General features: G+C 32.1%; 22 protein-coding genes. 10 read left to right on the plus strand and 12 right to left on the minus strand.

All coding sequences use genetic code 11. The features are described 5' to 3' along the window. Positions 1–4: 4 nt before the first annotated feature. Together E0W69_RS11655 and E0W69_RS11660 are read left to right on the plus strand one after the other, a co-directional pair. The gene (locus E0W69_RS11655) at positions 5–1,606 is read left to right on the plus strand and encodes a Na+/H+ antiporter (protein WP_131330236.1); all 1,602 of its coding nucleotides are present in this window, start codon (positions 5–7) and stop codon (positions 1,604–1,606) included. Between the two features lie 4 nt (positions 1,607–1,610). Beyond that, positions 1,611–2,318, plus strand: a complete 708-nt coding sequence (locus E0W69_RS11660; protein WP_131330237.1) for a hypothetical protein — start codon at positions 1,611–1,613, stop codon at positions 2,316–2,318. 40 nt (positions 2,319–2,358) lie between these two features. On the opposite strand, the gene E0W69_RS11665 is transcribed toward E0W69_RS11660, so the two are convergent. Further along, positions 2,359–4,620 carry a GH92 family glycosyl hydrolase gene (locus tag E0W69_RS11665; RefSeq protein WP_131330238.1) on the minus strand — a complete coding sequence of 754 codons (2,262 nt, stop codon included), beginning with the start codon at positions 4,618–4,620 and terminating at the stop codon, positions 2,359–2,361. A gap of 174 nt (positions 4,621–4,794) precedes the next feature. On the opposite strand from E0W69_RS11665, the gene murA reads away from it, so the two are divergent. After that, positions 4,795–6,099: a UDP-N-acetylglucosamine 1-carboxyvinyltransferase gene (gene murA, locus E0W69_RS11670; protein WP_131330239.1), complete on the plus strand. Its 1,305-nt coding sequence runs from the start codon at positions 4,795–4,797 to the stop codon at positions 6,097–6,099. Between the two features lie 263 nt (positions 6,100–6,362). Here murA and E0W69_RS11675 read toward each other — a convergent pair whose 3' ends face one another. Further along, positions 6,363–7,712 (minus strand): ammonium transporter, encoded by a 1,350-nt coding sequence (locus tag E0W69_RS11675; protein ID WP_131330240.1) that lies wholly within the window; start codon positions 7,710–7,712, stop codon positions 6,363–6,365. Positions 7,713–8,140: 428 nt separating this feature from the next. Between E0W69_RS11675 and E0W69_RS11680 the strand changes: the two genes are divergently transcribed. From E0W69_RS11680 to E0W69_RS11690, 3 genes are all read left to right on the plus strand, one after another. Then, positions 8,141–8,836: a response regulator transcription factor gene (locus E0W69_RS11680; protein WP_131330241.1), complete on the plus strand. Its 696-nt coding sequence runs from the start codon at positions 8,141–8,143 to the stop codon at positions 8,834–8,836. A gap of 131 nt (positions 8,837–8,967) precedes the next feature. Next, on the plus strand, positions 8,968–9,684 hold the full coding sequence (locus tag E0W69_RS11685; RefSeq protein ID WP_131330242.1) for a hypothetical protein: 717 nt from the start codon (positions 8,968–8,970) through the stop codon (positions 9,682–9,684). A gap of 52 nt (positions 9,685–9,736) precedes the next feature. Next, positions 9,737–10,303, plus strand: coding sequence for a helix-turn-helix domain-containing protein (locus E0W69_RS11690; RefSeq protein WP_131330243.1), 567 nt, complete (start codon positions 9,737–9,739; stop codon positions 10,301–10,303). Between the two features lie 52 nt (positions 10,304–10,355). Here the strand turns inward: E0W69_RS11690 and dnaA are convergent, their stop codons facing one another. Both dnaA and E0W69_RS11700 read right to left on the minus strand, forming a co-directional pair. Continuing rightward, positions 10,356–11,786: a chromosomal replication initiator protein DnaA gene (dnaA, locus tag E0W69_RS11695; RefSeq protein ID WP_131331953.1), complete on the minus strand. Its 1,431-nt coding sequence runs from the start codon at positions 11,784–11,786 to the stop codon at positions 10,356–10,358. A gap of 194 nt (positions 11,787–11,980) precedes the next feature. Continuing rightward, positions 11,981–12,622 carry a 5'-nucleotidase C-terminal domain-containing protein gene (locus E0W69_RS11700; RefSeq protein ID WP_131330244.1) on the minus strand — a complete coding sequence of 214 codons (642 nt, stop codon included), beginning with the start codon at positions 12,620–12,622 and terminating at the stop codon, positions 11,981–11,983. A gap of 175 nt (positions 12,623–12,797) precedes the next feature. On the opposite strand from E0W69_RS11700, the gene rfbB (E0W69_RS11705) reads away from it, so the two are divergent. From rfbB (E0W69_RS11705) to E0W69_RS11720, 4 genes are read left to right on the plus strand one after another with little or no spacing between them, the layout of a single operon-like run. Next, on the plus strand, positions 12,798–13,856 hold the full coding sequence (gene rfbB, locus E0W69_RS11705; RefSeq protein WP_131330245.1) for a dTDP-glucose 4,6-dehydratase: 1,059 nt from the start codon (positions 12,798–12,800) through the stop codon (positions 13,854–13,856). Next, a complete protein-coding gene (rfbC, locus tag E0W69_RS11710; RefSeq protein ID WP_131330246.1) occupies positions 13,857–14,417 on the plus strand; it encodes a dTDP-4-dehydrorhamnose 3,5-epimerase in 561 nt (186 codons plus the stop codon). It begins immediately after the preceding gene. A gap of 13 nt (positions 14,418–14,430) precedes the next feature. Beyond that, the gene (gene rfbA / locus E0W69_RS11715) at positions 14,431–15,291 is read left to right on the plus strand and encodes a glucose-1-phosphate thymidylyltransferase RfbA (protein ID WP_131330247.1); all 861 of its coding nucleotides are present in this window, start codon (positions 14,431–14,433) and stop codon (positions 15,289–15,291) included. Positions 15,292–15,304: 13 nt separating this feature from the next. After that, positions 15,305–16,219 (plus strand): nucleotidyltransferase family protein, encoded by a 915-nt coding sequence (locus tag E0W69_RS11720; RefSeq protein WP_131330248.1) that lies wholly within the window; start codon positions 15,305–15,307, stop codon positions 16,217–16,219. A 101-nt stretch (positions 16,220–16,320) separates the two neighbouring features. Here E0W69_RS11720 and glf read toward each other — a convergent pair whose 3' ends face one another. From glf to E0W69_RS11760, 8 genes are all read right to left on the minus strand, one after another. Next, complete coding sequence (gene glf / locus E0W69_RS11725; RefSeq protein ID WP_131330249.1) at positions 16,321–17,451, minus strand: UDP-galactopyranose mutase; 1,131 nt, start codon at positions 17,449–17,451, stop codon at positions 16,321–16,323. 146 nt (positions 17,452–17,597) lie between these two features. Then, the gene (gene rfbA / locus E0W69_RS11730) at positions 17,598–18,461 is read right to left on the minus strand and encodes a glucose-1-phosphate thymidylyltransferase RfbA (RefSeq protein WP_131330250.1); all 864 of its coding nucleotides are present in this window, start codon (positions 18,459–18,461) and stop codon (positions 17,598–17,600) included. Between the two features lie 13 nt (positions 18,462–18,474). After that, positions 18,475–19,035, minus strand: coding sequence for a dTDP-4-dehydrorhamnose 3,5-epimerase (gene rfbC / locus E0W69_RS11735; protein ID WP_131330246.1), 561 nt, complete (start codon positions 19,033–19,035; stop codon positions 18,475–18,477). Continuing rightward, positions 19,036–20,088 carry a dTDP-glucose 4,6-dehydratase gene (gene rfbB, locus E0W69_RS11740; RefSeq protein WP_131330251.1) on the minus strand — a complete coding sequence of 351 codons (1,053 nt, stop codon included), beginning with the start codon at positions 20,086–20,088 and terminating at the stop codon, positions 19,036–19,038. A gap of 20 nt (positions 20,089–20,108) precedes the next feature. Continuing rightward, a complete protein-coding gene (locus E0W69_RS11745) occupies positions 20,109–21,878 on the minus strand; it encodes a hypothetical protein (RefSeq protein WP_131330252.1) in 1,770 nt (589 codons plus the stop codon). Then, on the minus strand, positions 21,878–22,705 hold the full coding sequence (locus tag E0W69_RS11750; protein WP_131330253.1) for a glycosyltransferase family 2 protein: 828 nt from the start codon (positions 22,703–22,705) through the stop codon (positions 21,878–21,880). The genes E0W69_RS11745 and E0W69_RS11750 overlap by 1 nt, the downstream gene beginning before the upstream one ends. Before the next feature lie 12 nt (positions 22,706–22,717). Continuing rightward, complete coding sequence (locus E0W69_RS11755; protein ID WP_131330254.1) at positions 22,718–23,425, minus strand: glycosyltransferase family 2 protein; 708 nt, start codon at positions 23,423–23,425, stop codon at positions 22,718–22,720. 2 nt (positions 23,426–23,427) lie between these two features. Next, positions 23,428–24,276 carry a glycosyltransferase gene (locus tag E0W69_RS11760; RefSeq protein ID WP_131330255.1) on the minus strand — a complete coding sequence of 283 codons (849 nt, stop codon included), beginning with the start codon at positions 24,274–24,276 and terminating at the stop codon, positions 23,428–23,430. Positions 24,277–24,297 lie beyond the last annotated feature (21 nt).

Below are 24,297 nucleotides of genomic sequence, written 5' to 3' on the forward strand. Positions count from 1 at the left end.
GAAAATGGAAAATATTGCGATTATAGTTATATTGTTATTTGGAATTGCGCTACTAGCAATCTTCAGTAAAAAATATAAGTTTCCATTTCCGATATTATTAGTAATTACAGGAGTCTTGATAAGTTTGATTCCTGGACTTCCTATTATAAAATTAGATCCACAAGTCGTCTTATTGTTATTCATGCCTCCGCTATTATATTCAGCGGCATGGCACACAAGTTGGCATGAATTCCGAACCAATATTCGCCCTATCAGTTTGGCTGCAATTGGGCTTGTATTATTTACAACTGTTTTAGTCGCGATAGTTGCGCACTCTTTTATTCCTTATTTTTCTTGGCCGATGGCATTTTTATTAGGAGCCATTATCTCGCCTCCGGATGCTGTAGCCGCTACTTCAGTCACCCAAGGATTGGGATTAAGACCCACTTTATTGAATATACTTGAAGGTGAAAGTTTATTGAATGATGCGAGTGGCTTGATCGCTTACAAGTTTGCATTAGTGGCGGTAACTGCGGGCAATTTTGTATTTTGGAGTGCAGGATTAACTTTTCTATATTCTTCGATCTTAGGCGTTGGGATTGGTTTTGCCGTAGGTTATTTGATACATCTTTTTTATAAAAAATTTGTGTGTGATGATACTATTGCGGTTGCCATTTCTCTACTTACGCCATATGCAGCCTACTTGATTGCGGAACATTTCGAAACATCTGGAGTTTTAGCAGTGGTGACGGCTGGGTTATTTTTGAGTTATAGATCATCTAGGATACTCTCCCACTCTGCTCGGATTATGACTACATCAATATGGCAGATTATCAATTATTTTTTAAATAGTTTAGTCTTTATTCTAATTGGATTGCAACTAAGAGAGATTAGAAGCGGATTAAGTAATTATAGTATTTATGAATTATTTCTATATGGAACTATAGTAAGTATTGTGGTTATTTTAGTGCGTTTTTTATGGATCATACCGTCTATCTTACTAAGCAACAAAGTATCAGAAAAAATATTCAAATTCAATTCCAAACTAACCAATTCCGAAACTATAGTTTTCGCATGGTCGGGTATGCGCGGTGTTGTTTCTATGGCTGCTGCCATGGCCATACCATTTACCTTAAAAAGTGGAATGTCGTTACCAGACAGAAGTTTGGTATTATACTTAACTTTTTGCGTCATTCTAGTCACCTTAATTCCATTAGGACTAACGCTTCCTTGGCTTATAAAAAAATTAAAAATTTCCCCTTATTCCGTGGATATGGAAGAGTATGAAATTAGAAATTCTGTAGTAAGTCATACTATAAGTTATATCGAAGAGAATCTTTCCCTAATGAATGATGATCTTTTGAATAATATTAAAAGTAAATACGAGGTCAAATACAATAGACTTCAACGCACAGATCTGCCTTCTAACTATTTTGGAAATGGTAAATTATTACCTAATCAAATCTTCAATGAATTTACCAAAGTACAGATTGAATTGATTAATATTGAAAGGCAAGAAATCGAAAAAATGCATTCCACAGGTAAAAATGAGGAGATCCTTCGTAAAATGATTTTTGAATTAGATCTGGAAGAAACTCGTTTGCAAATTGAAATGTATCAAAATTAAAATTATGTTGTATCCTAGTATTATTTCCATTGTCATTCTAACTATTATTGTTTTAATCATAAGTAAACGTAAAATTCATTTACATCAAGACAAGCTATGGAATTTAGTGAATAGTAGCTATGAAGAATTCCCGAAACGTCCTAGTAATTTGACAAAGGAAAAAATTGAAAATATTTATATAGATCGATATAAAAATATTTTAGATACAAAAACTGTGACCAATATCGATCCGGTGACATTAATACCCAAAACTAAAATTTCTAAAATTGGAGATCTAGAAAGTAATAGTTTACCGCTATATACTACTATCCATAGTGACGAGGAACATTTTTTAACTACGTTACATTTATCTTTTCATTCAGAAGGAGATACTTATTTTATGGATTTACTTTCTTTAAATAAGGATTTCCCATTAGATAATAACAACACGTTTTCCATGCTATTTGTCAATAATCAACAATGGAATTTTACTTTTGAAAAAACTGAGCACAACGATTTTGCCAAAAGCATTCCAATATCAGAAGAACAACTACAATTTCTTTCTAAAACTAAAGTTGACAAATGGATGCTTTGTCGTACTGCTGATCATTACTACGCAGTAGGTGGTTTGAACTTTGAAATTAGAAAATATATTTACAAACCAGAATTGCAATTTACAATCCAAACTATGGCAAAAACCATATTAGAACATACAAAAACTCCTGTTGCTTAATGTAGCAACAGGAGTCAAATCTATTTTCTTACAGATAAAACTATGGGCGATATTTTTTATCTGTTCCAAACTTCGAAGGCTTCGCCCCCATATTAAATACTAGAGTTCCGCCATTCATTATTTGTTTATGTGTTAAGTAACTATAGGGATAATTTTTCCTATCAAGCGTTACAAACTGTATGTATTTATTTTCCTTACTATTATTTAAAACATTTATTCGAAAAGTTTTGCCATTCTCTAAATGTATAGTTGCTTTATCTACTAATGGTGTTCCAAATACATAAATACCAGAAGTCGGATCCACAGAATACATACCCAAAGCATTAAACGCATACCAAGCACTCATCTGTCCCACATCTTCATTACCTATCAACCCATCCGGTTTAGTTGTATAAAAACTATCCGTTACGGTTCTTAATAAATCCGCAGTTTTATATGGTTTACCAATATAAGTATAAAGATAAGCGATATGATGACTAGGTTCATTACCTTGCGCATATTGACCTATCATGCCTGCTATATCAGGAGAAGACCCTTCTTTCAAATTTGAAGACATGGTTAAGAAATGATCTAGACGCTCCTCAAATGTAGATTCTCCACCCAACAATTTTACCAAACCATGCACATCTTGCGGAACTAACCACAGATATTGCCAAGCATTCCCTTCAGTATAGTCAGTCTGTCTATGAAGCGCAGAAATTGGGTCAAATGGTGTTCTAAAATTACCATTTATATGTCGACCATTAAAAAACTTTACACCATCATCATAGTATTGGGTATATAGTTTACTTCTTTTTTCATAGTAGATTGCGTCTGCAGTTTTTCCCTTTTTTTTCGCCATTCTAGCGATACCAGCATCTGCTATTGCGTATTCCATTGCCCAAGAAACAGACTCTAATAAAGAGTCTAGTGGAATAAATTTCAAATCAGTTACAAAATCCAAACCAGATGCATTTCTGGTCGCTGTTTTTGTTACCGCTTCATAAGCCAAAGCCTCTTTATTTTTGGGAATTAATCCTTTTAAAAATGCATCTGCTACAACTATAATTCCCGGATTACCTACCATACAATCGGTCTCACATCCCATTAATGGCCATACAGGAAGGCGACCTTGCTGTTGATAAATCGCTAAAACGGAAGCTGCAACATTTTTCATCATAGAAGGTTCTGCAATAGTCATAAACGGACTCCATGCTCTATAGGAATCCCAAAGAGACATAGTCGTTACATTTTGAAAATCCGCTTTTGGATATACTTTTTTATCCGTACCTCTATAGTCTTTATTTACATCATTAAACAAAGTTGGTCCAATATACATGTGAAATAGGGAAGTATAGAAAAGTGTTTTGATATTATCTGGAGCTTCTATTTCAATACGATTTAAGTTGTCGTTCCATTTTTTTTGCGCTTGCGCTACATAATTTCCGAAATTCCAATCTTTTGCTTCTGTATTCAAGTTGAGAATGGCATTTTCTACACTTACAGGAGAAATAGCCACTTTCAATTCAATATCTGGATTTTTCTGTGCATCAAAAAATAAAGCTGCTTTTATATATTTTCCATTTGCCTCATTACCTGAAATCGTTGCAGAACTATCAAATAATTTAAAGTTTGCAACTGGTTTATTTAATTTGATCACGAAAAATAAACGTTGATCATTTGCCCATCCCTTAGAAAAACGTTGTCCAACAAAAGTGTAATTATCAATCTTTTTAATGGAGGTTTGTGTAGGCATATCCCAATTCATATGAAAACCCAGATCAACTAGAATATGTGCGTTATCTGTCTTTTCATAGTGATATTGATGAATTCCGACACGCTCTGTCGCGCTTAATTGTGCCTTGACTTTATAATTATCCAAATACACTTCATAATATCCAGGGTGGACAACTTCAGTTTCTTTTTTAAATAAGGATCCATAACCAGAGCCTGGTTGGTTAAATTTCATTGGTTCTAGTAATAGAGGCCCATTGGCAGGAACAATCATTATATCATTAAGATCACCAATCCCTGTACCACTTAAATGTGTATGCGTAAAACCAAGAATATCCCTACTGATATAGTTATAACCAGAACACCAATCCCAACCATTAAACTTATCCCAAGTTTGACCTATCTGTGTTGGTCCTAATTGTACTGCTCCAAATGGGACATCGGCACCTACAAACACATGGCCATGCCCCTCCGACCCAATATAAGGATTTACATAATCAACTTTGCTTTGTGTAGTCAGTTGTCCAAATGATGGAATCGCACCAGCAATTAAACATCCTAATAAAAAGCTTTTTTTGGTTTTTAGCATTGTAAAAAATTATTTGAAAGTCTAAATATACTTCATTATTAATTTGAAATTTCAAGTTTTTAAATTTTATTAAAAAGTTATATTATTATTTAAAAAAGCCAAATCAAACATGTAAAGAAATAAATTTTAGATACTTATCAATTCTTTTATTTTTGCTATAAATTCTTACACAATATGCCAAGTTTTGAAGTAATAGGGGGAAATAAACTTAAAGGAGAAATCACACCACAAGGTGCAAAAAATGAAGCTTTACAAGTCATTTCAGCGGTCTTGTTAACATCAGAAGAAATAATTATTCATAATATACCGGATATCCGGGATGTCAATTTACAAATAGAATTATTAGCAGAGCTAGGAGTAAAAGTAAATAGAATCAATCGCCATACTTGTAGTTTTAAAGCTGACAACGTAGACTTAGAATATTTTGCGTCTGAAGCATTTAGATACAAAGGTGGGAAGCTAAGAGGTAGTGTAATGATTGCAGGCCCAATGTTGGGACGTTTTCACAAGGCTTTTATTCCAAAACCTGGAGGAGACAAAATTGGACGTCGAAGATTAGATACTCATATTGTAGGATTTGAAAAATTAGGAACAGAATTTATTTATCATTCCGAAAGTAGTTTTTTCGAATTAAAAACGGAGCAATTAAAGGGAACTTATATGCTTTTGGATGAGCCCTCGGTAACAGGAACCGCCAACATCGTTATGGCCGCTGTGTTTGCAGAAGGTACGACAACTATTTACAATGCAGCTTGCGAACCATACATTCAGCAACTTTGTAAAATGTTAGTTAGAATGGGGGCAAATATTAATGGCATTGGAAGTAATCTTTTAACTATTGAGGGTGTCGAAATTTTACATGGCACGACACATACGATGCTTCCCGATATGATTGAAGTGGGAAGCTTTATTGGACTTGCAGCAATGACTCAAAGTGAAATTAGAATCAAAAATGCGGGTTTAAAAGACTTAGGAATTATCCCTGAAAAATTTGCACAATTAGGCATTCAAATGGAATTTCAAAATGATGATATTTTGGTTCCAGCACAAGACTCCTATGAAATTAGTACTTATTTAGATGGAGGAATATTAACTATATATGATAACCCATGGCCTGGGTTTACGCCAGATCTTTTGAGTATTGTTTTAGTTGTAGCAACCCAAGCAGTAGGAAGCGTATTAATCCACCAAAAGATGTTTGAAAGTAGGTTATTTTTCACAGATAAATTAATTGATATGGGAGCTCAGATAATCCTTTGCGATCCACATAGAGCTACAGTAATTGGACTAGGTAGAAAACATCAATTAAGAGGCATAACTATGACTAGTCCGGATATCAGAGCTGGACAAGCCTTATTAATTGCGGCATTGAGTGCGCAAGGAAAAAGTACTATTCAAAATATCGAACAGATCGACAGAGGTTATCAATATATAGAACAAAGACTGAATGCATTAGGGGCAGACATTACTAGAATCTAAAAGCCAAGGCTATAATTAAAAAAAACTGCGAAATGAATAATGGAGATAGCTCCTATTCATTTCACAGTCCATTGCATAAAGCATGTTTTCAAAGTTTAACATTAAGCATTAGTATATCATAAAGGCAATTAAAAGGTAAAAAAGTCGTCTTCTCTGTAGTTCAATTTCTAAGAATTGTAGTTTAGTTTGCGGCCCCCAAAGAGCATCAAAAATTTCTCTTTGAAATAATCTTTTGTTATTTCAAATTTTGTATTATACGCGTATTAGTTATTCTTTTCTATCAAAAATTCCAAATAATTCTCATCATGTTGAGAAACATCTAACCCCAACTCCTCTTCATCCTCAGATACTCTAATTGGTAAAATCAAATTTATCAATTTAAATATCCCATAGGATACAATAAAGCTATACACCACAACAATTATCATTGCCTTAAATTGTGTAAAGAAAAAAGAAGGATTACCATACAATAAACCATCAGCACCTGCTCCATTAATTGTTTTCGTTGCAAAAACACCCGTTAATAACATACCAACAATTCCACCCAAACCATGACAAGGAAATACATCTAAAGTATCATCCAATGAAGTTTTACCTTTATAATCAACAGCATAATTAGAAATAATTGCTGTAATAAATCCGATAAATATACTTTGCGGAATCGCAACAAATCCCGCACCAGGCGTAATGGCAACAAGACCTACAACAGCACCAATACTAAACCCCAATAAAGAGGGCTTTTTACCTTTAATAACATCTATAAACATCCAAGATAATCCTGCTGCTCCAGCTGCAGTGTTTGTTGTAGCAAATGCAGAAACTGCCAACGCTCCAGCAGAACCAGCAGACCCAGCATTAAAACCAAACCAACCAAACCACAGCAATGCCGCCCCCATTAATACATAAGGAATATTAGCTGGCGAAATAGCTATATGATTTACATGCGCTTTTCTTGGCTTTAAAACAATTGCTCCTGCCAATGCAGCACAACCCGCAGATATATGAACGACAGTACCACCTGCAAAATCTAAAACGCCCATTTTTGCTAAAAAGCCTTCTGGATGCCAACTCCAATGAGCTAATGGTGCATATACAAATAATAAAAATAATACAGAAAATAATACAAATGCTGTATAGCGCATTCGTTCCGCTATCGCTCCTACCACTAAACCAGGAGTAATTATAGCAAACATTAATTGAAATAAAGAGAATAATGTCAATGGCACCGATGGCATTCCTGGCCAGGGATGACCAGAATTTACATTTTTGAAAAATAAAAATGTCATTGGATTACCAATGAATCCATGAATATCATCACCAAAGCATAAACTAAACCCTACAATTACCCATAATATACTTACAACACCTGCTGACGCCACGCTTTTCATCATCGTTGAAAGAATATTTTTTCTATTAACCATCCCTCCGTAAAAAAATGCAACAGCTGGCGTCATCAAGAAAACTAAAGCAGAAGATATTAATATCCAAACAATATCTGCACCGTTATATTTCCCATCATCATAATTGGAAAGCGTAGGAACGAAAATCGAAATGATGGAAATAATACTTAAAATCAAAAAAGGAGCGACCTGCTTAAAACTAAATCTTTTCATCTATATTATTAAAACACTATATATGTAAATGCCTCCACAAAATAAAACAGATTTAACAATTTGGTCACATTTTATTTATATATTTATTATCACAATATGTATATGTAAGATTTATAGCATTTTTTATTTTATAAAGCTTGCCCTAAATTAATGAAAAATCTATATTTTAACATTTTTTAACTCCTTTTCTATAGAAAAGACAACCTTCATTAGAAATCATTCAAAAAGCAGAACAATATGTTGAAAACTTCTACATTTTATTCTATTAGATTTTTGATAATAACTTGTTATAAACAAGAATTACAAGCAGAAATTAACAAATTCTTATTTAGCTATCGAGGACTTTTGCATTAATATTGTTTTTCAATACGTAAGGTTTCGTATTAAAAAAATGTAGTAAATTTAAACCATTAAAAAACCGAACAAACATGGAGACTAAAAAGTATAAAATATTATTATGCGAAGATGATTTGAATCTTGGTATGGTATTGAAAAATTATTTGGAATTAAATGACTATGATGTTGAATTAGAAAGAGATGGTCGTTTAGGATTAGCAGCCTTTCAAAGAGATAAATTTGACATTTGCCTATTGGATGTAATGATGCCAAATATGGATGGTTTTACTTTAGGTGAAGAAATACGTGACATAGACCCTGAAGTACCTTTATTTTTTCTAAGTGCTAAAACTATGAAAGACGATATCCTTCAAGGATACAAATTGGGTGCAGACGATTATATTACAAAGCCATTTGATAGTGAGGTTTTATTGATGAAGATTAAGGCAATCTTGAAGAGAAATGAAGATTTGAATAAGGAATCTGAATATGTTGAATTTGATTTAGGAACTTTTCATTTTAATCCGAGATTAAGGGAGTTAAAACATGGAAGTACCCTTCTGACATTATCTCCAAAAGAAAATGAGCTATTGAAAATGTTAGCAGAGCATAAGAATGATCTTTTACCTAGAGAAAAAGCATTGAAAAAAATCTGGGGTAGCGATACCTATTTTAATGGTAGAAGCATGGATGTATATATCGCCAAATTAAGAAAATATCTGAAAGAAGATTCAAATATTGAAATTGTAAATATTCATGGTAATGGATTTCGTTTGATGGTTGCATAATTAATGCCGCCAAATACAAGAAAACGTGAAATTGATGTAAAATAATTTACACAATTTCACGTTTTCTTGTATATTCTTACTACTATATGGATATTTTAAAAAAAAGTCGAACGCTATTAAATTTATTTTGCTTGTTAGTAATATGTAGCTGTAGCAAAACCACTATCGATACACAAACTTATTCTACATACAAAGATTATTTATCCATTAATGTAGGTGATTCTTATCTGTATAGATTGGATTCTGTAGCGCTTCTTTCCTTTGGCACAGATACAGTAACGCGTACATATTACCGCAAAGATTCTGTCATATCAGCATCTTTGGATGGAGAAAATAATACCACTTATAGAATTTACACTTACCTTAAACCTTTTACATCCAGTTCAAATAGTTGGGTTTATTTGAATGCCTATAATATAACGCTTGACTCTACTAATTTACAATTAGTGGACGAAAACAATCTAAGATTTATTAAACTATCCAATCCTATAACTGTAGAACATTCGTGGGATGGTGATGCTTATTTTACAATAGGTACTAGTGCGAGTTCCAGTTTTTCTGATCCAGCTGATGTGTATATAAATTATCAATCTCAATGGTCTTATCAATATACAGATCTCAACACTGCACAAACCTTTTATGACCAATCTTACAACAATACTATTACTGTAAACGAAATTGATTATACCGAAGGTTCGATGTCAAGTTATTACACTAGATTATATTCATCAGAGAGTTATGCGAAAGGTTTGGGATTAATTCATAGAAAATTTTTATTTTTAAATTGGCAAACATCTTCAGACTATTCTACTTATAGCTATGGTATTGAATTAACAAGAATTCAATAGTAATCTTATTTTTTTATACAGATTCTGTAAATTTGTCTAAGTAAATATACTGATGCAAATACAAAAAATCTATATAAAAAACATGGTTTGCCCTCGGTGCATAACTGCGGTAGAACAATCATTAAAGGAAGAACAAATTGCTTTTTCTCAGGTAATACTAGGAGAGATAACGCCAGAAAATAACCTCACATATCAACAAGAAATTGCATTAAATAAAAATTTACGCCTAAAAGGTTTTGAAATTATTGAGATTGGCAAAGAAAAAATTGTAAATCAAATCAAAGTTCTGCTTTTAGCATATATAAGAAACGCTCCTACTCAGCATGAAAAAATCTCCGAATATTTAACTAATCGTCTATATGTTGATTATAGTCATCTAAGTAAACTATTTTCTGAAATTCAACAAAATACAATTGAGCAGTATTTTCTTCAACAAAAAATTGAATTTGTAAAAGAATTATTGAGTTATGGTGAGCTCAATTTGACGGAGATCGCAGACAAATTAAACTATAGTAGTGTCGCATATTTATCCAAACAATTTAAAGAAATAACCCATCTCACTCCTACCCAATTTCAAAAATCTCAAAACAAAAATAGAATTGCATTAGACAAAATATAAAAGCGTCTTCCATATATGAAAAACGCTTTTATATTTTATCTTTTTATTATAATTAAATTGCGGCTAATTGTACTTTTTGAGTAAGTTCTACTACATTTTCACGAAAAATACTATCTGTATCCATCAGATCTTTCACCGTTTGACAGCTATGTATTACAGTGGTATGATCTCGACCACCGAAATGCTCTCCAATATTCTTCAAAGAATTTTTTGTAAATGTTTTTGCTAAATACATCGAAATTTGACGCGCTTGTACGATTTCACGTTTACGCGTTTTTTCCAATAATCTGTCATAAGGAACATTGAAGTATTCGCAAACCAATTTCTGAATGGCGTCAATTGTCAATTCCTTTGTACTTGTCTTGACAAAATTGCGTAATACTTTTTTTGCCAATTCCAAATCAATTTCCCTTTTATTCAAAGAAGATTGTGCTAATAAAGAAATCAATGCACCTTCTAATTCTCTAACATTTGTATTGATATTATAAGCAACATAATTAATAACATCTTGCGGCATTTCTAAGCCATCATTGTACATTTTTTGCTTTAATATCTCAATACGCGCTTCATAATCAGGAACCATCAAATCAGCACTTAATCCCCATCTGAAACGACTCAAAAGACGCTCTTGCAATCCGTCCAAATCCTTCGGCGCCTTATCAGAAGTCAACACTAATTGTTTACCACTCTGATGTAAATGGTTAAAGATTGCAAAAAATGCATCTTGACTTTTTTCTGCACGTGCAAAGAACTGCACATCATCAATAATTAAAACATCAATCAATTGATAGAAATGAATAAAATCATTAATTGCATTATTACGACTATGATCCTGAAATTGATTGATAAATTTTTCGCTACTTACATAAAGTACCACTTTATTAGGATGCATTTTTTTTACTTCATTACCGATTGCTTGAGCCACATGCGTTTTACCCAAACCAACGCCCCCGTATATTACTAAAGGATTAAAAGAGTTTGCTCCAGGTTTTTCGGCTACAGTTTTACCCGCACGACGAGCGACACGATTACAATCTGACTCTAAGAAAGTATCAAAGTTGTAAATAGGATTTAATTGTGGATCAATTTGCATTTTTTTCAATCCTGGAATCACAAATGGATTCTTCACAGGATTATTAATAACCAAAGGAAAATTGACCTCATTATTTGTATAATGTTTTACGGGACCCGCAGGGATATCCATAGATCCACTTTTCCCTTTATTTCCACTATCTACAATAATACGATATTCTAATTTGGCATTCTTTCCCAACTCACGTTTTAGGGTATTAGCCAACAATGGAACATAATTCTCTTCCAAGTATTCAAAAAAGAATTGACTAGGGACTTGAATAAGTAAAACGTCCCCTTTTAATTCAACAGGTTTTATCGGTTCAAACCATGTCTTGAAATGCTGCCATTCCACGATATCTTTAATGATAGTCAAGCACTTAGACCAAACCAATTCTGCTGAATTATTCATCATAATGTATTAAAATCTATCTTTTTTTGGTATAAAATTCAGGTCCTTCATGAAAGCTTTACTTGGAATTTATCCACAATATTTTTCCGTGTAGGAGGACGAAAGTGAGTTAAAAATGTTGAAAAAAAAACTTTTTATTCTAATAATTTTTCCTCTTAATACGCAACTAACTAATTTCCAAATAATTATTTTTTTTAATCATTTTTATAAGAAATTCTATGCTCATATGAGGGAGAAATAGGCCTAGAATCATATGTTATTTTTTCTATATATTTAATTAAGAGTGAGGTCAATGTTATTTCAAATATTTTATATGGATAAGCAATAAGCATGCTACAATTTTCACGACCTTTTACGTTTCTTAGAAGAGTTGCAATAGAATACTGATTATTTAAATGAATTGAATCACCATCCACATCAATGTCCTCAGCATGCATGCTTTTTATTTTGAAGTGTCCTCCAGAAATGGCACCCCCACCTTTTTGAGCAATTACATTCATTAATTTATTTAAATCGGTACCCAAAACTTCGATAATGGCCAAGCTGTCATTGAAAGGCAAAATATTATCAATATCTTCGACACCTACATTCCCTTTAGGTAAATTACTTCGAATTGCAGTTCTTGGAATATATACAAAGTCCAATCTTTTTTTCAATGAAATTTCAATTTCATTTTTTACAGCATCTGCGATTAAATTCCCTAATTCTCCCGAAGGAAATTGATTTTTAAAAATACGATTCGAAAAACCTATAGGTTTGATTCTGATGGTATCATTTAAATCATGGGAGTCAATTTTCTTTTTTGGTACAATTTTTTGTGCAAATAGGTCATACATTTGAAATATTGCTAAAAAAGTTAAAAATAATTTAAAGGATTTGTAATTTCTTTTAGCTATTTTGCGTATATAATTAATCACAGTCGGTTTATTTCGGTTAAATTACTAGATTTGTGAGAGTATAACTAAAATAGATGTTATCTCCACTTCTAAATTGACCTACATCAAAATCATTATGAATAAGAAAAAAATTATCATTACAGGGGGAGCCGGATTCATTGGTTCTCATGTTATCCGAAGATTTGTTAATCAATATCCTGATTATCAAATTGTAAATCTAGATGCATTAACTTATGCTGGAAACTTGGAGAATTTAGAGGATGTAGAATCCAAAGAAAATTACAAATTTATCAAAGCAGATATTAGAGATGCTGAATTAATTGAATCAATTTTTGAAACAGAACAACCTGATGCCGTTATTCACCTAGCAGCAGAGTCACATGTAGATAGATCCATTAAAGATCCTTTGGCATTTGTGCAAACGAATGTAATTGGAACGGTAAATCTTTTGAATGCAGCAAAAAAAACATGGAAATCAGATTATTCTAAATATCGTTTTTACCATGTAAGCACTGATGAAGTATACGGAGCTCTGGGCGAAACTGGTTTCTTTACAGAAGAAACAGCATATAATCCACATAGTCCATATTCTGCATCCAAAGCTAGCTCCGATCATTTCGTAAGAGCTTATCATGATACTTATGGAATGGATACCGTTGTTTCTAATTGTTCCAATAATTATGGAGCAAATCATTTTCCAGAAAAATTAATTCCATTATCCATTAATAACATTAAAAACAATAAATCTATTCCAATATATGGAAAGGGTTTAAATGTTAGAGATTGGCTTTGGGTAGAAGATCATGCAAGAGCTATCGATGTCATTTTTCACAATGCAAAAACTGGCACTACATACAACATTGGTGGACATAATGAATGGACAAATATTGATTTGATCAAATTATTATGTAAAATCATGGATAAAAAATTGGATAGAGAGCCTGGTACATCTGAGAAACTTATTACCTATGTTGAAGATCGTGCAGGACATGATTTACGCTATGCCATCGACCCAAATAAATTACAAAATGAATTGGGCTGGAAACCGAGTCTGCAATTTGAAGAAGGATTAGAAAAAACGGTGGATTGGTATTTAGCAAACGAAAAATGGTTAAATAATGTAACCTCAGGCAACTATCAACAATATTATGAACTTCAATATAAAGACAAATAAATGCAATTAGTAGAAACCCCTCTCAAAGATTGTTTTATACTAGAACCAAGAATTTTTAATGATGATAGAGGATTCTTTTTTGAGAGTTACAATAAAAATACTTTTGATAAATTATTAGGAAAAAATATTGACTTTGTTCAAGACAACCAATCTCATTCTGTTTATGGAGTTCTGAGAGGTCTACATTTTCAAAAAGGTGTACACGCACAAGCCAAACTTGTTAGAGTACTAGAAGGAAGTGTTCTAGACGTAGCGGTTGATTTAAGAGAAGATTCTCCAAGCTTTGGGAAATGGTATTCGGTGGAATTGACCGATAAAAATTTTAAGCAATTTTTTATACCTAGAGGTTTTGCTCATGGATTTGTAGTTTTAAGTCCAACGGCTATCTTTTCTTATAAATGTGATAATTTTTACAATAAAGCATCAGAAGGAGGTTTATTATTTAATGATCCTAGTTTAAATATTGATTGGAACATTAAAACCGAAGAAGCTATCCTCAGTGACAAAGATCAAATCAATCCATTATTCAATCAATTAGATTTCAAAAATCTTTGGAATTAACTCTTAATCAATTATGAAAGGTATCATTTTAGCAGGTGGATCGGGAACTAGATTATATCCCATTACGATGGGTATCAGTAAGCAACTTATGCCAATCTACAATAAGCCCATGATTTACTACCCTATCACAACATTAATGATGGCAGGTATTAGAGAAATCTTATTAATTACAACTCCTGAAGATCAAGCAAGTTTTAAAAGATTATTAGGAGATGGATCTCAATGGGGATGCCGATTTGAATATGTTATTCAAGAAGTCCCAAATGGACTTGCTCAAGCATTTGTCTTGGGTAAAGAATTTATTGGAAATGATAAGGTTGCATTGGTATTAGGAGATAATATTTTTTATGGTACAGGATTATCTGCATTATTACAATCAAATAATGACCCAGATGGAGGTGTAATTTTTGCATACCAAGTAAATGATCCGGAGCGATATGGTGTAGTTGATTTCGATGCGAATAATAATGCACTATCCATCGAAGAAAAACCCAAAGAACCAAAATCGAACTTCGCAGTTCCTGGATTATATTTTTACGATAATTCAGTAGTGGAAATTGCAGAAAATATTCAACTCTCTCCAAGAGGTGAATATGAAATCACGGATGTAAATAGAGTTTATCTTGATCAAAAAAAATTAAAAGTTGGGATTCTTAACAGAGGAACAGCATGGCTTGATACAGGTACTCATGAAAGTATGATGGACGCAAGTTTATTTGTTCAGGTAATTGAAAATCGTCAAGGGTTGATGATTGGATGTCCAGAAGAAATTGCCTACAGAATGAAGTACATTGATGCAGAAAAATTGGCTAAATTAGCAGAGCCATTAGTTAAAAGTGGCTATGGTAACTATTTAAAAAAACTGATTAAATAAACTACTATAAACTATGAGTAAAGCAACCTTAGTAATCTTAGCAGCAGGCATGGCAAGCCGATATGGAAAAGGCACAAAACAAACGGAATCTTTCGGTCCATCTGGAGAAACAATAATGGAATATTCAATATATGATGCGATCCAAGCTGGCTTTAAAAAAGTTGTTTTTATTATTCGTAAGGAATTCGCCGAAAGTTTCGAAAAAACAATGAATGAAAAACTTCAAGATAAAATTGAAGTGGCATATGTGTATCAGTCTATTGATAAATTTTTAGGCAATCATAATTTGCCCATTGATAGGGTAAAACCTTTTGGCACTGCTCATGCCTTACTTTGTTGTAAAGACGCAGTAAAAGACCCTTTTGCGGTCATCAATGCGGATGATTTTTATGGTGCTGACGCCTTTCAAAAAGCTTATAACTTATTGGAAAATAAAATCCAAAATAACCACTATGCATGTGTTGGGTATTGGCTAAAAAACACACTATCTGATAATGGTGCTGTTACGAGAGGAGAGATTTTTGTTAATGATAAAAATGAGGTAGAACATATTATTGAACGTAAAAAAATTGTGAAAAGAGAAGGCAAAGCAATCAGTACCGAAGGGGAAGAATTAGAGTTACCCCTAGATACTAAAGTTAGCATGAATTTCTTTTGTTTTGATGGACAATACATTAATAAACTAGAAAAACTATATCAAGATTTTTTAGACAAACATATTACTGATATTAAATCTGAATTTTTAATTCCAGAAGTAACAGATAAATTGATCAAATCTGGAGAAAGTATCGTACATATGGTCCCTACGACGGCAAAATGGTTCGGCGTTACTTTTGCGGAAGATGCCCCATTAGTAAAAGCGGAATTTAAAAAATTAGTAGATGCTGGATTATATCCAAGTTCTTTGTGGGAAACAGTGAGTGTATAATTTCAATACAAGATTTATAAATAATTTAAAGAAAGTATTTTCTACATGGAATTTAGAAAATACTTTCTTCGAGTTTTCGCACTAAACAGTTAACTACACATTTAAAATATTTCTATTTTCAACACTTGTTCTAATATTGGAGCCATATCGTAATATTTGTACTCTGCAAGGCGCCCGCCAAATATATATTGTTGATCTGTGTCCGCTAATGCTTTATATTTTTGATATAATGCATTATTATATGCATCATTAATTGGATAGTAAGGTTCCATTCCATCCTTCCATTCAGTAGAGAATTCTTTAGAAATAATTGTTTTAGGGCAAGCATCTACTTCATCTCCAAACATTTCAAAATGTTTATGTTCTATAATACGAGTATAAGGAACTTTCTTTTCGGTATAATTCACAACTGCATTTCCTTGATAGTTTGTGGTTTCATGCACCTCATGATCAAAATTAATGGTTCTATATGCTAGTTTTCCATATTGAAAGCCATAGAACTCATCAATAGCTCCAGTAAATACAATCTTTTCACCAAGTGCTTCATACTTGGCTTTATCTTGCAAGAAATCTACATTGCACATTACTTCCACACCTTTAATTAATCCCTCAATTAGTTTATTGTATCCACCCTTCGGTATACCTTGATAGGCATCACGGAAATAATTATTGTCGTAGACAAATCTTACAGGTAAGCGTTTAATGATAAATGCAGGAATATCTGTACAAGGACGTCCCCATTGTTTTTCAGTATATCCTTTGATCAATTTTTCATAAATATCTACACCAATTAAGGCAATTGCTTGTTCCTCTAAATTGCGAGGTTCATCAATGCCCTCTAATTTCATTTTAGCTACGGCATCAGCCTTCTGTTCATCAATCTTGGCTTTGGCCTCTGCTGGCGTTCTCGTTCCCCACATCTGATAAAACGTGTTCATATTGAACGGAAGATTGAAATATTCACCCTTATAGTTAGCCACTGGACTATTGGTATAGCGATTAAACTCAACGATGGAGTTTACAAAATCCCACACTTCTTTATTGGATGTGTGGAAGATATGTGCACCATACTTATGAACATTTATACCTTCAATATTTTCACAATAAATATTTCCGCCTATATGTGGCCGACGATCTATAACCAAACATTTTTTTCCTACTTTTTTTGCCCTATACGCAAATCCGGCTCCATATAAACCGGCTCCAACAATGATATAATCGTACTTTTTCATTTTTAATTTAACGTGTAAAGAATTGATTGGTCAATAAAAATATATATATTAAATAGGCCGTTTTTATAACTTACAAATGAATATTAATAAAACTCCGCACTATTTTCAAGTATGTTTTTTTTGCAATATTCATTTTAAAAATAGCTCTATTTATTAATAAGCTTTAATAGATAATCACCGTAGCCACTTTTTATCAAAGGTTCTGCTAATTTTGCTAATTTTTCATCGTTAATATAATTCATTCTGTAGGCAATTTCTTCTGGACATCCAATCATCAACCCTTGACGATTTTCAATTACCTGAACAAATAAACTTGCGTCCATCATACTTTCATGGGTACCTGTATCAAGCCATGCTGTTCCTCTGTTAAGAATCCCAACTTTTAATTTTTTTTGTTCAAGATAAACTCTATTTACATCTGTGATTTCATATTCACCTCTTGGAGAGAGTTGAATATTTTCTGCAATTTCCACTACTGAATTATCGTAAAAATATAATCCAGGAACTGCGAAGTTCGATTTTGGTTCTTTGGGTTTTTCTTCGATGGATAGTGCATTATTATTCGCATCGAAATCAACTACACCATATCGCTCCGGATCATTTACTTGGTATGCAAAAATTACACCTCCATCTGGGTCATTATTTGATTGTAATAATGCAGATAATCCTGTACCATAAAAAATATTATCTCCTAATACCAATGCAACCTTATCATTTCCAATAAATTCTTTACCCAAGACAAATGCTTGAGCAAGTCCATTTGGGACTTCTTGAATAACATATTCAAATCGGCATCCCCATTGAGATCCATCTCCTAATAATCTTTTAAAACTTGCTTGATCTTCAGGAGTTGTAATTAATAAGATTTCTCTAATACCTGCCATCATTAATGTTGTGATAGGGTAGTAAATCATGGGCTTATTGTAGATTGGCATAAGTTGCTTACTGATACCCATCGTAATGGGATATAATCTAGTTCCCGATCCACCTGCTAAAATGATACCTTTCATAATTGATTAAGAGTTAATTCCAAAGATTTTTGAAATCTAATTGATTGAATAATGGATTGATTTGATCTTTGTCACTGAGGATAGCTTCTTCGGTTTTAATGTTCCAATCAATATTTAAACTAGGATCATTAAATAATAAACCTCCTTCTGATGCTTTATTGTAAAAATTATCACATTTATAAGAAAAGATAGCCGTTGGACTTAAAACTACAAATCCATGAGCAAAACCTCTAGGTATAAAAAATTGCTTAAAATTTTTATCGGTCAATTCCACCGAATACCATTTCCCAAAGCTTGGAGAATCTTCTCTTAAATCAACCGCTACGTCTAGAACACTTCCTTCTAGTACTCTAACAAGTTTGGCTTGTGCGTGTACACCTTTTTGAAAATGTAGACCTCTCAGAACTCCATAAACAGAATGAGATTGGTTGTCTTGAACAAAGTCAATATTTTTTCCTAATAATTTATCAAAAGTATTTTTATTGTAACTCTCAAAAAAGAATCCTCTATCATCATTAAAAATTCTTGGTTCTAGTATAAAACAATCTTTGAGAGGGGTTTCTACTAATTGCATTTATTTGTCTTTATATTGAAGTTCATAATATTGTTGATAGTTGCCTGAGGTTACATTATTTAACCATTTTTCGTTTGCTAAATACCAATCCACCGTTTTTTCTAATCCTTCTTCAAATTGCAGACTCGGTTTCCAGCCCAATTCATTTTGTAATTTATTTGGGTCGATGGCATAGCGTAAATCATGTCCTGCACGATCTTCAACATAGGTAATAAGTTTCTCAGATGTACCAGGCTCTCTATCCAATTTTTTATCCATGATTTTACATAATAATTTGATCAAATCAATATTTGTCCATTCATTATGTCCACCAATGTTGTATGTAGTGCCAGTTTTTGCATTGTGAAAAATGACATCGATAGCTCTTGCATGATCTTCTACCCAAAGCCAATCTCTAACATTTAAACCCTTTCCATATATTGGAATAGATTTATTGTTTTTAATATTATTAATGGATAATGGAATTAATTTTTCTGGAAAATGATTTGCTCCATAATTATTGGAACAATTAGATACAACGGTATCCATTCCATAAGTATCATGATAAGCTCTTACGAAATGATCGGAGCTAGCTTTGGATGCAGAATATGGACTATGTGGATTATATGCTGTTTCTTCTGTAAAGAAACCAGTTTCGCCCAGAGCTCCGTATACTTCATCAGTGCTTACATGGTAAAAACGATATTTAGAATAATCTGATTTCCATGTTTTTTTTGCTGCATTCAAAAGATTTACCGTTCCAATTACATTCGTTTGCACAAATGCCAAAGGATCTTTAATGGATCTATCTACATGTGACTCTGCTGCTAGGTGAATAACGGCATCAGGTTGTTCTGTTTCAAAAACTGATTCAATTAATTCAGCATCTCTAATATCTGCTTTGATAAATTTGTAATTTTCTTTGGATTCTACATCCTCTAAATTCTCCAAGTTTCCAGCATAAGTTAATGCATCTAGATTAACAATTTGATAATCAGGGTACTGATTGACAAATCTTCTTACCACATGAGACCCAATAAAACCAGCCCCACCTGTAATGATAATTTTTTTCATGTAAATATATCAATTAATTGTTAACGAATAATAAGTGGCAATGACAATCTTCCACCCGGAGCAGCATCACCATTAATGTACCAATCAAGAGGATCACCGTCTTTTTGCATGTTATCGGACCATTTGAAACTAATTTTTCTTAAATTTTCTATTTTATTTGGAAATATAGAAATTGGAATTGAAATAACCAATTGATTATCAAGGGTTTCAAATTTTACATTTTCAACCGTAATCCAGCTCCCATTTTTAAAAAATTGCAATAACTGACCATTCAATACCCTATAGTCAAAACCTAGCCATCCTGTTTCATTTGAAAAATCTGTATTTAGCCACAAAGTCATCCATTGGGGATCATTTTGATTACTAAGAGCCTTAACACAAGACACATAGAATTGAATGAAACTTTTACTTGCATAAATTTTTAAGTCTTTTATGTCATTTCTTCCAGTTTTATTAAAGTAAAATTTTTCATTTCCAGATAAAGATGCGCTAAACTGCCGTTCTTGGGTATCCCCAATAAAATCTGTGTATATTGTTTTTTCGTTTACCCAATCCTCAATACTATTTAAGGCTTTAGTTTTAGAATATATGATTGGTAATGATTGCGAACCTTTATATTTTATTACATTAGAAATTAATTGCATATAGTAATTATCATTAATATTAGCCACTCGAGTAGGCTCAATATCTCGACTATACTCAGGATCTGCTTCATCCACAAATACAGTTCGATTAGGATATAATTTATCTTTTGATCTTCTAGCAATCCATTCATTCCAACCAGTGACTAAAACGTAAGGAACATTAAATCTCAATGCATTATTCCATTCTTCCTGAAAATTATAACCATATGGGATATCTCTTTTTTCATCTAAGCTATATTTACCGTTGTGAAAACTTCTCCCCCAATTACCTTTGATACCGTAAAATGCAGATAAAGACATTGCCCCTAATGGATGTTGAGCAACCGAAACGCTTATTATTTCATTTTTTCCACGAATATTTTGAAACACACTTTGCGGTTTAGTCCAACTCATCCATGGCCAACCATTTTTCTTTTCAGGAGTATTAGGCCATTGAGAATCTCTAAACGTAAAAAAATTTTTATAGTTTCTATCACCGATCGATGCCGTATTTCCAATAATTAAAGGTTTTTGATCTAAATAAAACCATAAATCAGACAAAGAGCTTTGAGTAAAAAAATTATCATATAATTTTTGAATCATATCTGTAGAGTTACTATTAGTATAAAATACAACCTTAGGCGCTTTTTTACCTTGTTCCTTTACACTCCTTAAAGCTTTTAGAAAAACAGAAATTGCATCTTTATAAAAGGTAAAATTCGTTTCATCTATAATTATTATATCGATCTTAGCGTCGGTCAATAATTGTATATTTTTCAGCTGAACCCAATAATCCTCATCAGAATAATATCCTAACAATGGTTCTCCCCAATAATAATATCTATTGTCTATAGAGGCACCTCCACCCCAAAAAAGAGAGTGGTAATCATTAAAGGCTTCAGGGTGTTGTTGTTCTAGCAAGGATAGATCGTATACATTTTCAGAAATAGGTGTAGAACTAGAGCCATGCCAGAGAAAATAGAAAATTCCAACTTTACCATCTGACATTTTTGGAGATGGAATAATCGGTAAAGACCTTCCTAAATCATCAACACCTGAAAATTGCTGTCCAAAGCTTTTGAATGCTGAAAATGCAAAAAAAACATATTCAATCAAAAGACATAGAATATATTTGGACAAAAGCCGGCGGCAGTAAGAAAAATTCATCAGTTTATTTTTAATTTCGAATATTTTTTGATAAACAAACCATGTTTTTCAAAGAAAAGCATATAACTTTTTAAATGTAACAAAGTTTTTTTACCAATTTTTGAACTCCCTCTTAAATGATTGTGAATCATTTTTGAAGAAGGATTATATATCACTTTATGACCATTTTTCCAAGCACGTAAACAAAAATCAGTATCCTCAACATACATAATATAATCAGTATCAAACCCATTTAATTTATTATATAAAGATCTTGGTAAAAAAAATGCTGCACCTAATGCCCAATCTATATATTGAATTTTAGAAAAGTCAATATCCTTACACAGATAATAATTATTTAATGCATTACTTACTTCATCATTTGCTCTAGTTACTAAACGATACAAAAAAGTTTTCAATGTCATAAATCGTCTTACTGAATTCTGAAAAGTTAAATCAGGATTCAGTAATTGCGGAACTATCAAAGTAGCTTCACTAAATGTTTCTGAATAGTTGAAAAGTCGATCAATACTGCCCTGTAAAAGCACTATATCAGGATTAATTATAGCTATGTATTTACCATTAGCCTTTTCAACGCCAATATTATTATTTTTCCCAAAACCATATGATTGCTCATTTGGAAAAATCTTCACTTCGGGATAGTTTGAACTTATGTAATCAACACTACCATCCATAGAGCAATTATCAATATAAATAACCTCAAATCTTAACAAAGGACGATTTTCAAAAAATAGGGAATGAAAAAGACTTTTTAAATATTTGAGGTGATTCATTCCAACCGTAATAATGGAAACATCCACTTCTCCTTGGGAGAATTCATTATTCATATTCATTGTTCTCTAATTCTTAATATAGTGTCGTTTAATTAAAGAATACAAGATTTGTAATCTATATTGAAGCTGGTAAGATTTAGAAAATTTAGATTTATTACCAGTTGTACTCGCATTATTATCATGTCTTCGATATTGTAATAGTTCAGAATCAACCAATATTACATTACCATTGAGGTGACAAATCAATGCAATCCACATATCGTGCATAGTTACATTATTAGGTATGGGTAATATGTATTGAAGCATATCCCTTCTAAATGCCATACAGCACCCTACAAATGTATTTCTTATTAAATTATTGAAAAAACCTGTCCTTGTTTTGTAAACAGAAAATAGCGTTTTATTTGTAAATTTTCCATGATTATCTATTATTCTAGCATTATGTAAAATACAAACATTGTTAATCAAGAGTGGTAAAGTTGCAGAGATCTTATTCTTTTCCCAAATATCATCTTGATCAGATAAAAAAATATAATCTCCTAACGCACGTTTTAATGCATTCTCAAAATTATGTGATACTCCTGATACTCCACTATTAACAAATAATTTTATTCTTGAATCATTAATCTCCTTTATTAAATCAATAGTATTATCCGTGCTTCTATCATCTGATATTATAAGCTCATCATTTGGAGAAAGTTGGCTCAAAATTGATTTAATTTGCTCTATTATATATTTACTTCCATTATATGTAGCTAAACAAACACTTATCATTATTAAAAAAATCTCATTTTAAAAAAATCTAAAGACTTGTATCGTAATGTTTCTTTAATTAAATGCGGATAATCAACAAAAAGGCTGAAAATGACAATATTTTTATTCTTCCTGTAATTTCTCATATCCGTTAAGTACAAGCGATAGCGATTGATTGCTTTAATCTTATCATGAATATCAGAAGAGAAATTCTGCTCAAGTGAAATTGGCAAAATATCAGCAATCACATTTTTAAAATTCAAACGTTCCAAAAATTCATGATCGCAAAAATCTAATCTTAGAGTTTCATTGTACCCAAAGTTTACCTTAAAGAAACTACAATTAACCATTAGTCCTGAATTAATGGCTGTAATATAGTCTAAATTCAATTTAGACTTTAGCGTACCATTAATTAACCAAGATCGATAATATCTATACTTAGCTGGAGAAATTAGCCGATTTTTAGAATACACCATTGGAAATGCAATACTATAGTCATAATTATTCTCGTATTGTTGTAAATATACATTATAAAAGTCTAAAGGAAGTGATGTATCTTGGTCTAAGAATACCATAGAGTGAAAACTTTCTAATTCTGCAATTTTGAACAGCTGGTTTATAGCAACCGCAATTCCTGGATTACTATTCAAATGAACATATTTGATTACTATTTTTGTATCTGATAACTTATAGTTAGATTGATCCCATTCATTGATGTCCGTATTGTCTATTACAGCAATATTTAAAGTAGTAATCGTTTTATTAGTATTACTAACAAATGCTTTATATGAGGACAATAAAGTCTGAAAAGTTTCTGTTTCCCAATACTTTTCTTTATAACATATAATACCAAAAAGAATATTATTACTCATCTTATTAAGAAATCTATAATG

The sequence above is a fragment of the Rhizosphaericola mali genome (assembly GCF_004337365.2).
Classification (GTDB): domain Bacteria; phylum Bacteroidota; class Bacteroidia; order Chitinophagales; family Chitinophagaceae; genus Rhizosphaericola; species Rhizosphaericola mali.

What these genes read in the sequence shown, in the direction of transcription:
- E0W69_RS11660 (WP_131330237.1), top strand. Translation starts at nt 1,611, where the DNA reads ATGTTGTATCCTAGTATTATTTCCATTGTCATTCTAACTATTATTGTT.
- E0W69_RS11760 (WP_131330255.1), bottom strand. Translation starts at nt 24,276, where the DNA reads ATGAGTAATAATATTCTTTTTGGTATTATATGTTATAAAGAAAAGTAT.
- E0W69_RS11745 (WP_131330252.1), bottom strand. Translation starts at nt 21,878, where the DNA reads ATGAATTTTTCTTACTGCCGCCGGCTTTTGTCCAAATATATTCTATGT.
- rfbC (WP_131330246.1), top strand. Translation starts at nt 13,857, where the DNA reads ATGCAATTAGTAGAAACCCCTCTCAAAGATTGTTTTATACTAGAACCA.
- E0W69_RS11665 (WP_131330238.1), bottom strand. Translation starts at nt 4,620, where the DNA reads ATGCTAAAAACCAAAAAAAGCTTTTTATTAGGATGTTTAATTGCTGGT.
- rfbB (WP_131330245.1), top strand. Translation starts at nt 12,798, where the DNA reads ATGAATAAGAAAAAAATTATCATTACAGGGGGAGCCGGATTCATTGGT.
- glf (WP_131330249.1), bottom strand. Translation starts at nt 17,451, where the DNA reads ATGAAAAAGTACGATTATATCATTGTTGGAGCCGGTTTATATGGAGCC.
- E0W69_RS11755 (WP_131330254.1), bottom strand. Translation starts at nt 23,425, where the DNA reads ATGATAAGTGTTTGTTTAGCTACATATAATGGAAGTAAATATATAATA.
- E0W69_RS11680 (WP_131330241.1), top strand. Translation starts at nt 8,141, where the DNA reads ATGGAGACTAAAAAGTATAAAATATTATTATGCGAAGATGATTTGAAT.
- rfbA (WP_131330250.1), bottom strand. Translation starts at nt 18,461, where the DNA reads ATGAAAGGTATCATTTTAGCAGGTGGATCGGGAACTAGATTATATCCC.
- dnaA (WP_131331953.1), bottom strand. Translation starts at nt 11,786, where the DNA reads ATGAATAATTCAGCAGAATTGGTTTGGTCTAAGTGCTTGACTATCATT.
- rfbB (WP_131330251.1), bottom strand. Translation starts at nt 20,088, where the DNA reads ATGAAAAAAATTATCATTACAGGTGGGGCTGGTTTTATTGGGTCTCAT.
- E0W69_RS11720 (WP_131330248.1), top strand. Translation starts at nt 15,305, where the DNA reads ATGAGTAAAGCAACCTTAGTAATCTTAGCAGCAGGCATGGCAAGCCGA.
- E0W69_RS11675 (WP_131330240.1), bottom strand. Translation starts at nt 7,712, where the DNA reads ATGAAAAGATTTAGTTTTAAGCAGGTCGCTCCTTTTTTGATTTTAAGT.
- E0W69_RS11700 (WP_131330244.1), bottom strand. Translation starts at nt 12,622, where the DNA reads ATGTATGACCTATTTGCACAAAAAATTGTACCAAAAAAGAAAATTGAC.
- E0W69_RS11690 (WP_131330243.1), top strand. Translation starts at nt 9,737, where the DNA reads ATGCAAATACAAAAAATCTATATAAAAAACATGGTTTGCCCTCGGTGC.
- murA (WP_131330239.1), top strand. Translation starts at nt 4,795, where the DNA reads ATGCCAAGTTTTGAAGTAATAGGGGGAAATAAACTTAAAGGAGAAATC.
- E0W69_RS11655 (WP_131330236.1), top strand. Translation starts at nt 5, where the DNA reads ATGGAAAATATTGCGATTATAGTTATATTGTTATTTGGAATTGCGCTA.
- rfbA (WP_131330247.1), top strand. Translation starts at nt 14,431, where the DNA reads ATGAAAGGTATCATTTTAGCAGGTGGATCGGGAACTAGATTATATCCC.
- rfbC (WP_131330246.1), bottom strand. Translation starts at nt 19,035, where the DNA reads ATGCAATTAGTAGAAACCCCTCTCAAAGATTGTTTTATACTAGAACCA.
- E0W69_RS11750 (WP_131330253.1), bottom strand. Translation starts at nt 22,705, where the DNA reads ATGAATAATGAATTCTCCCAAGGAGAAGTGGATGTTTCCATTATTACG.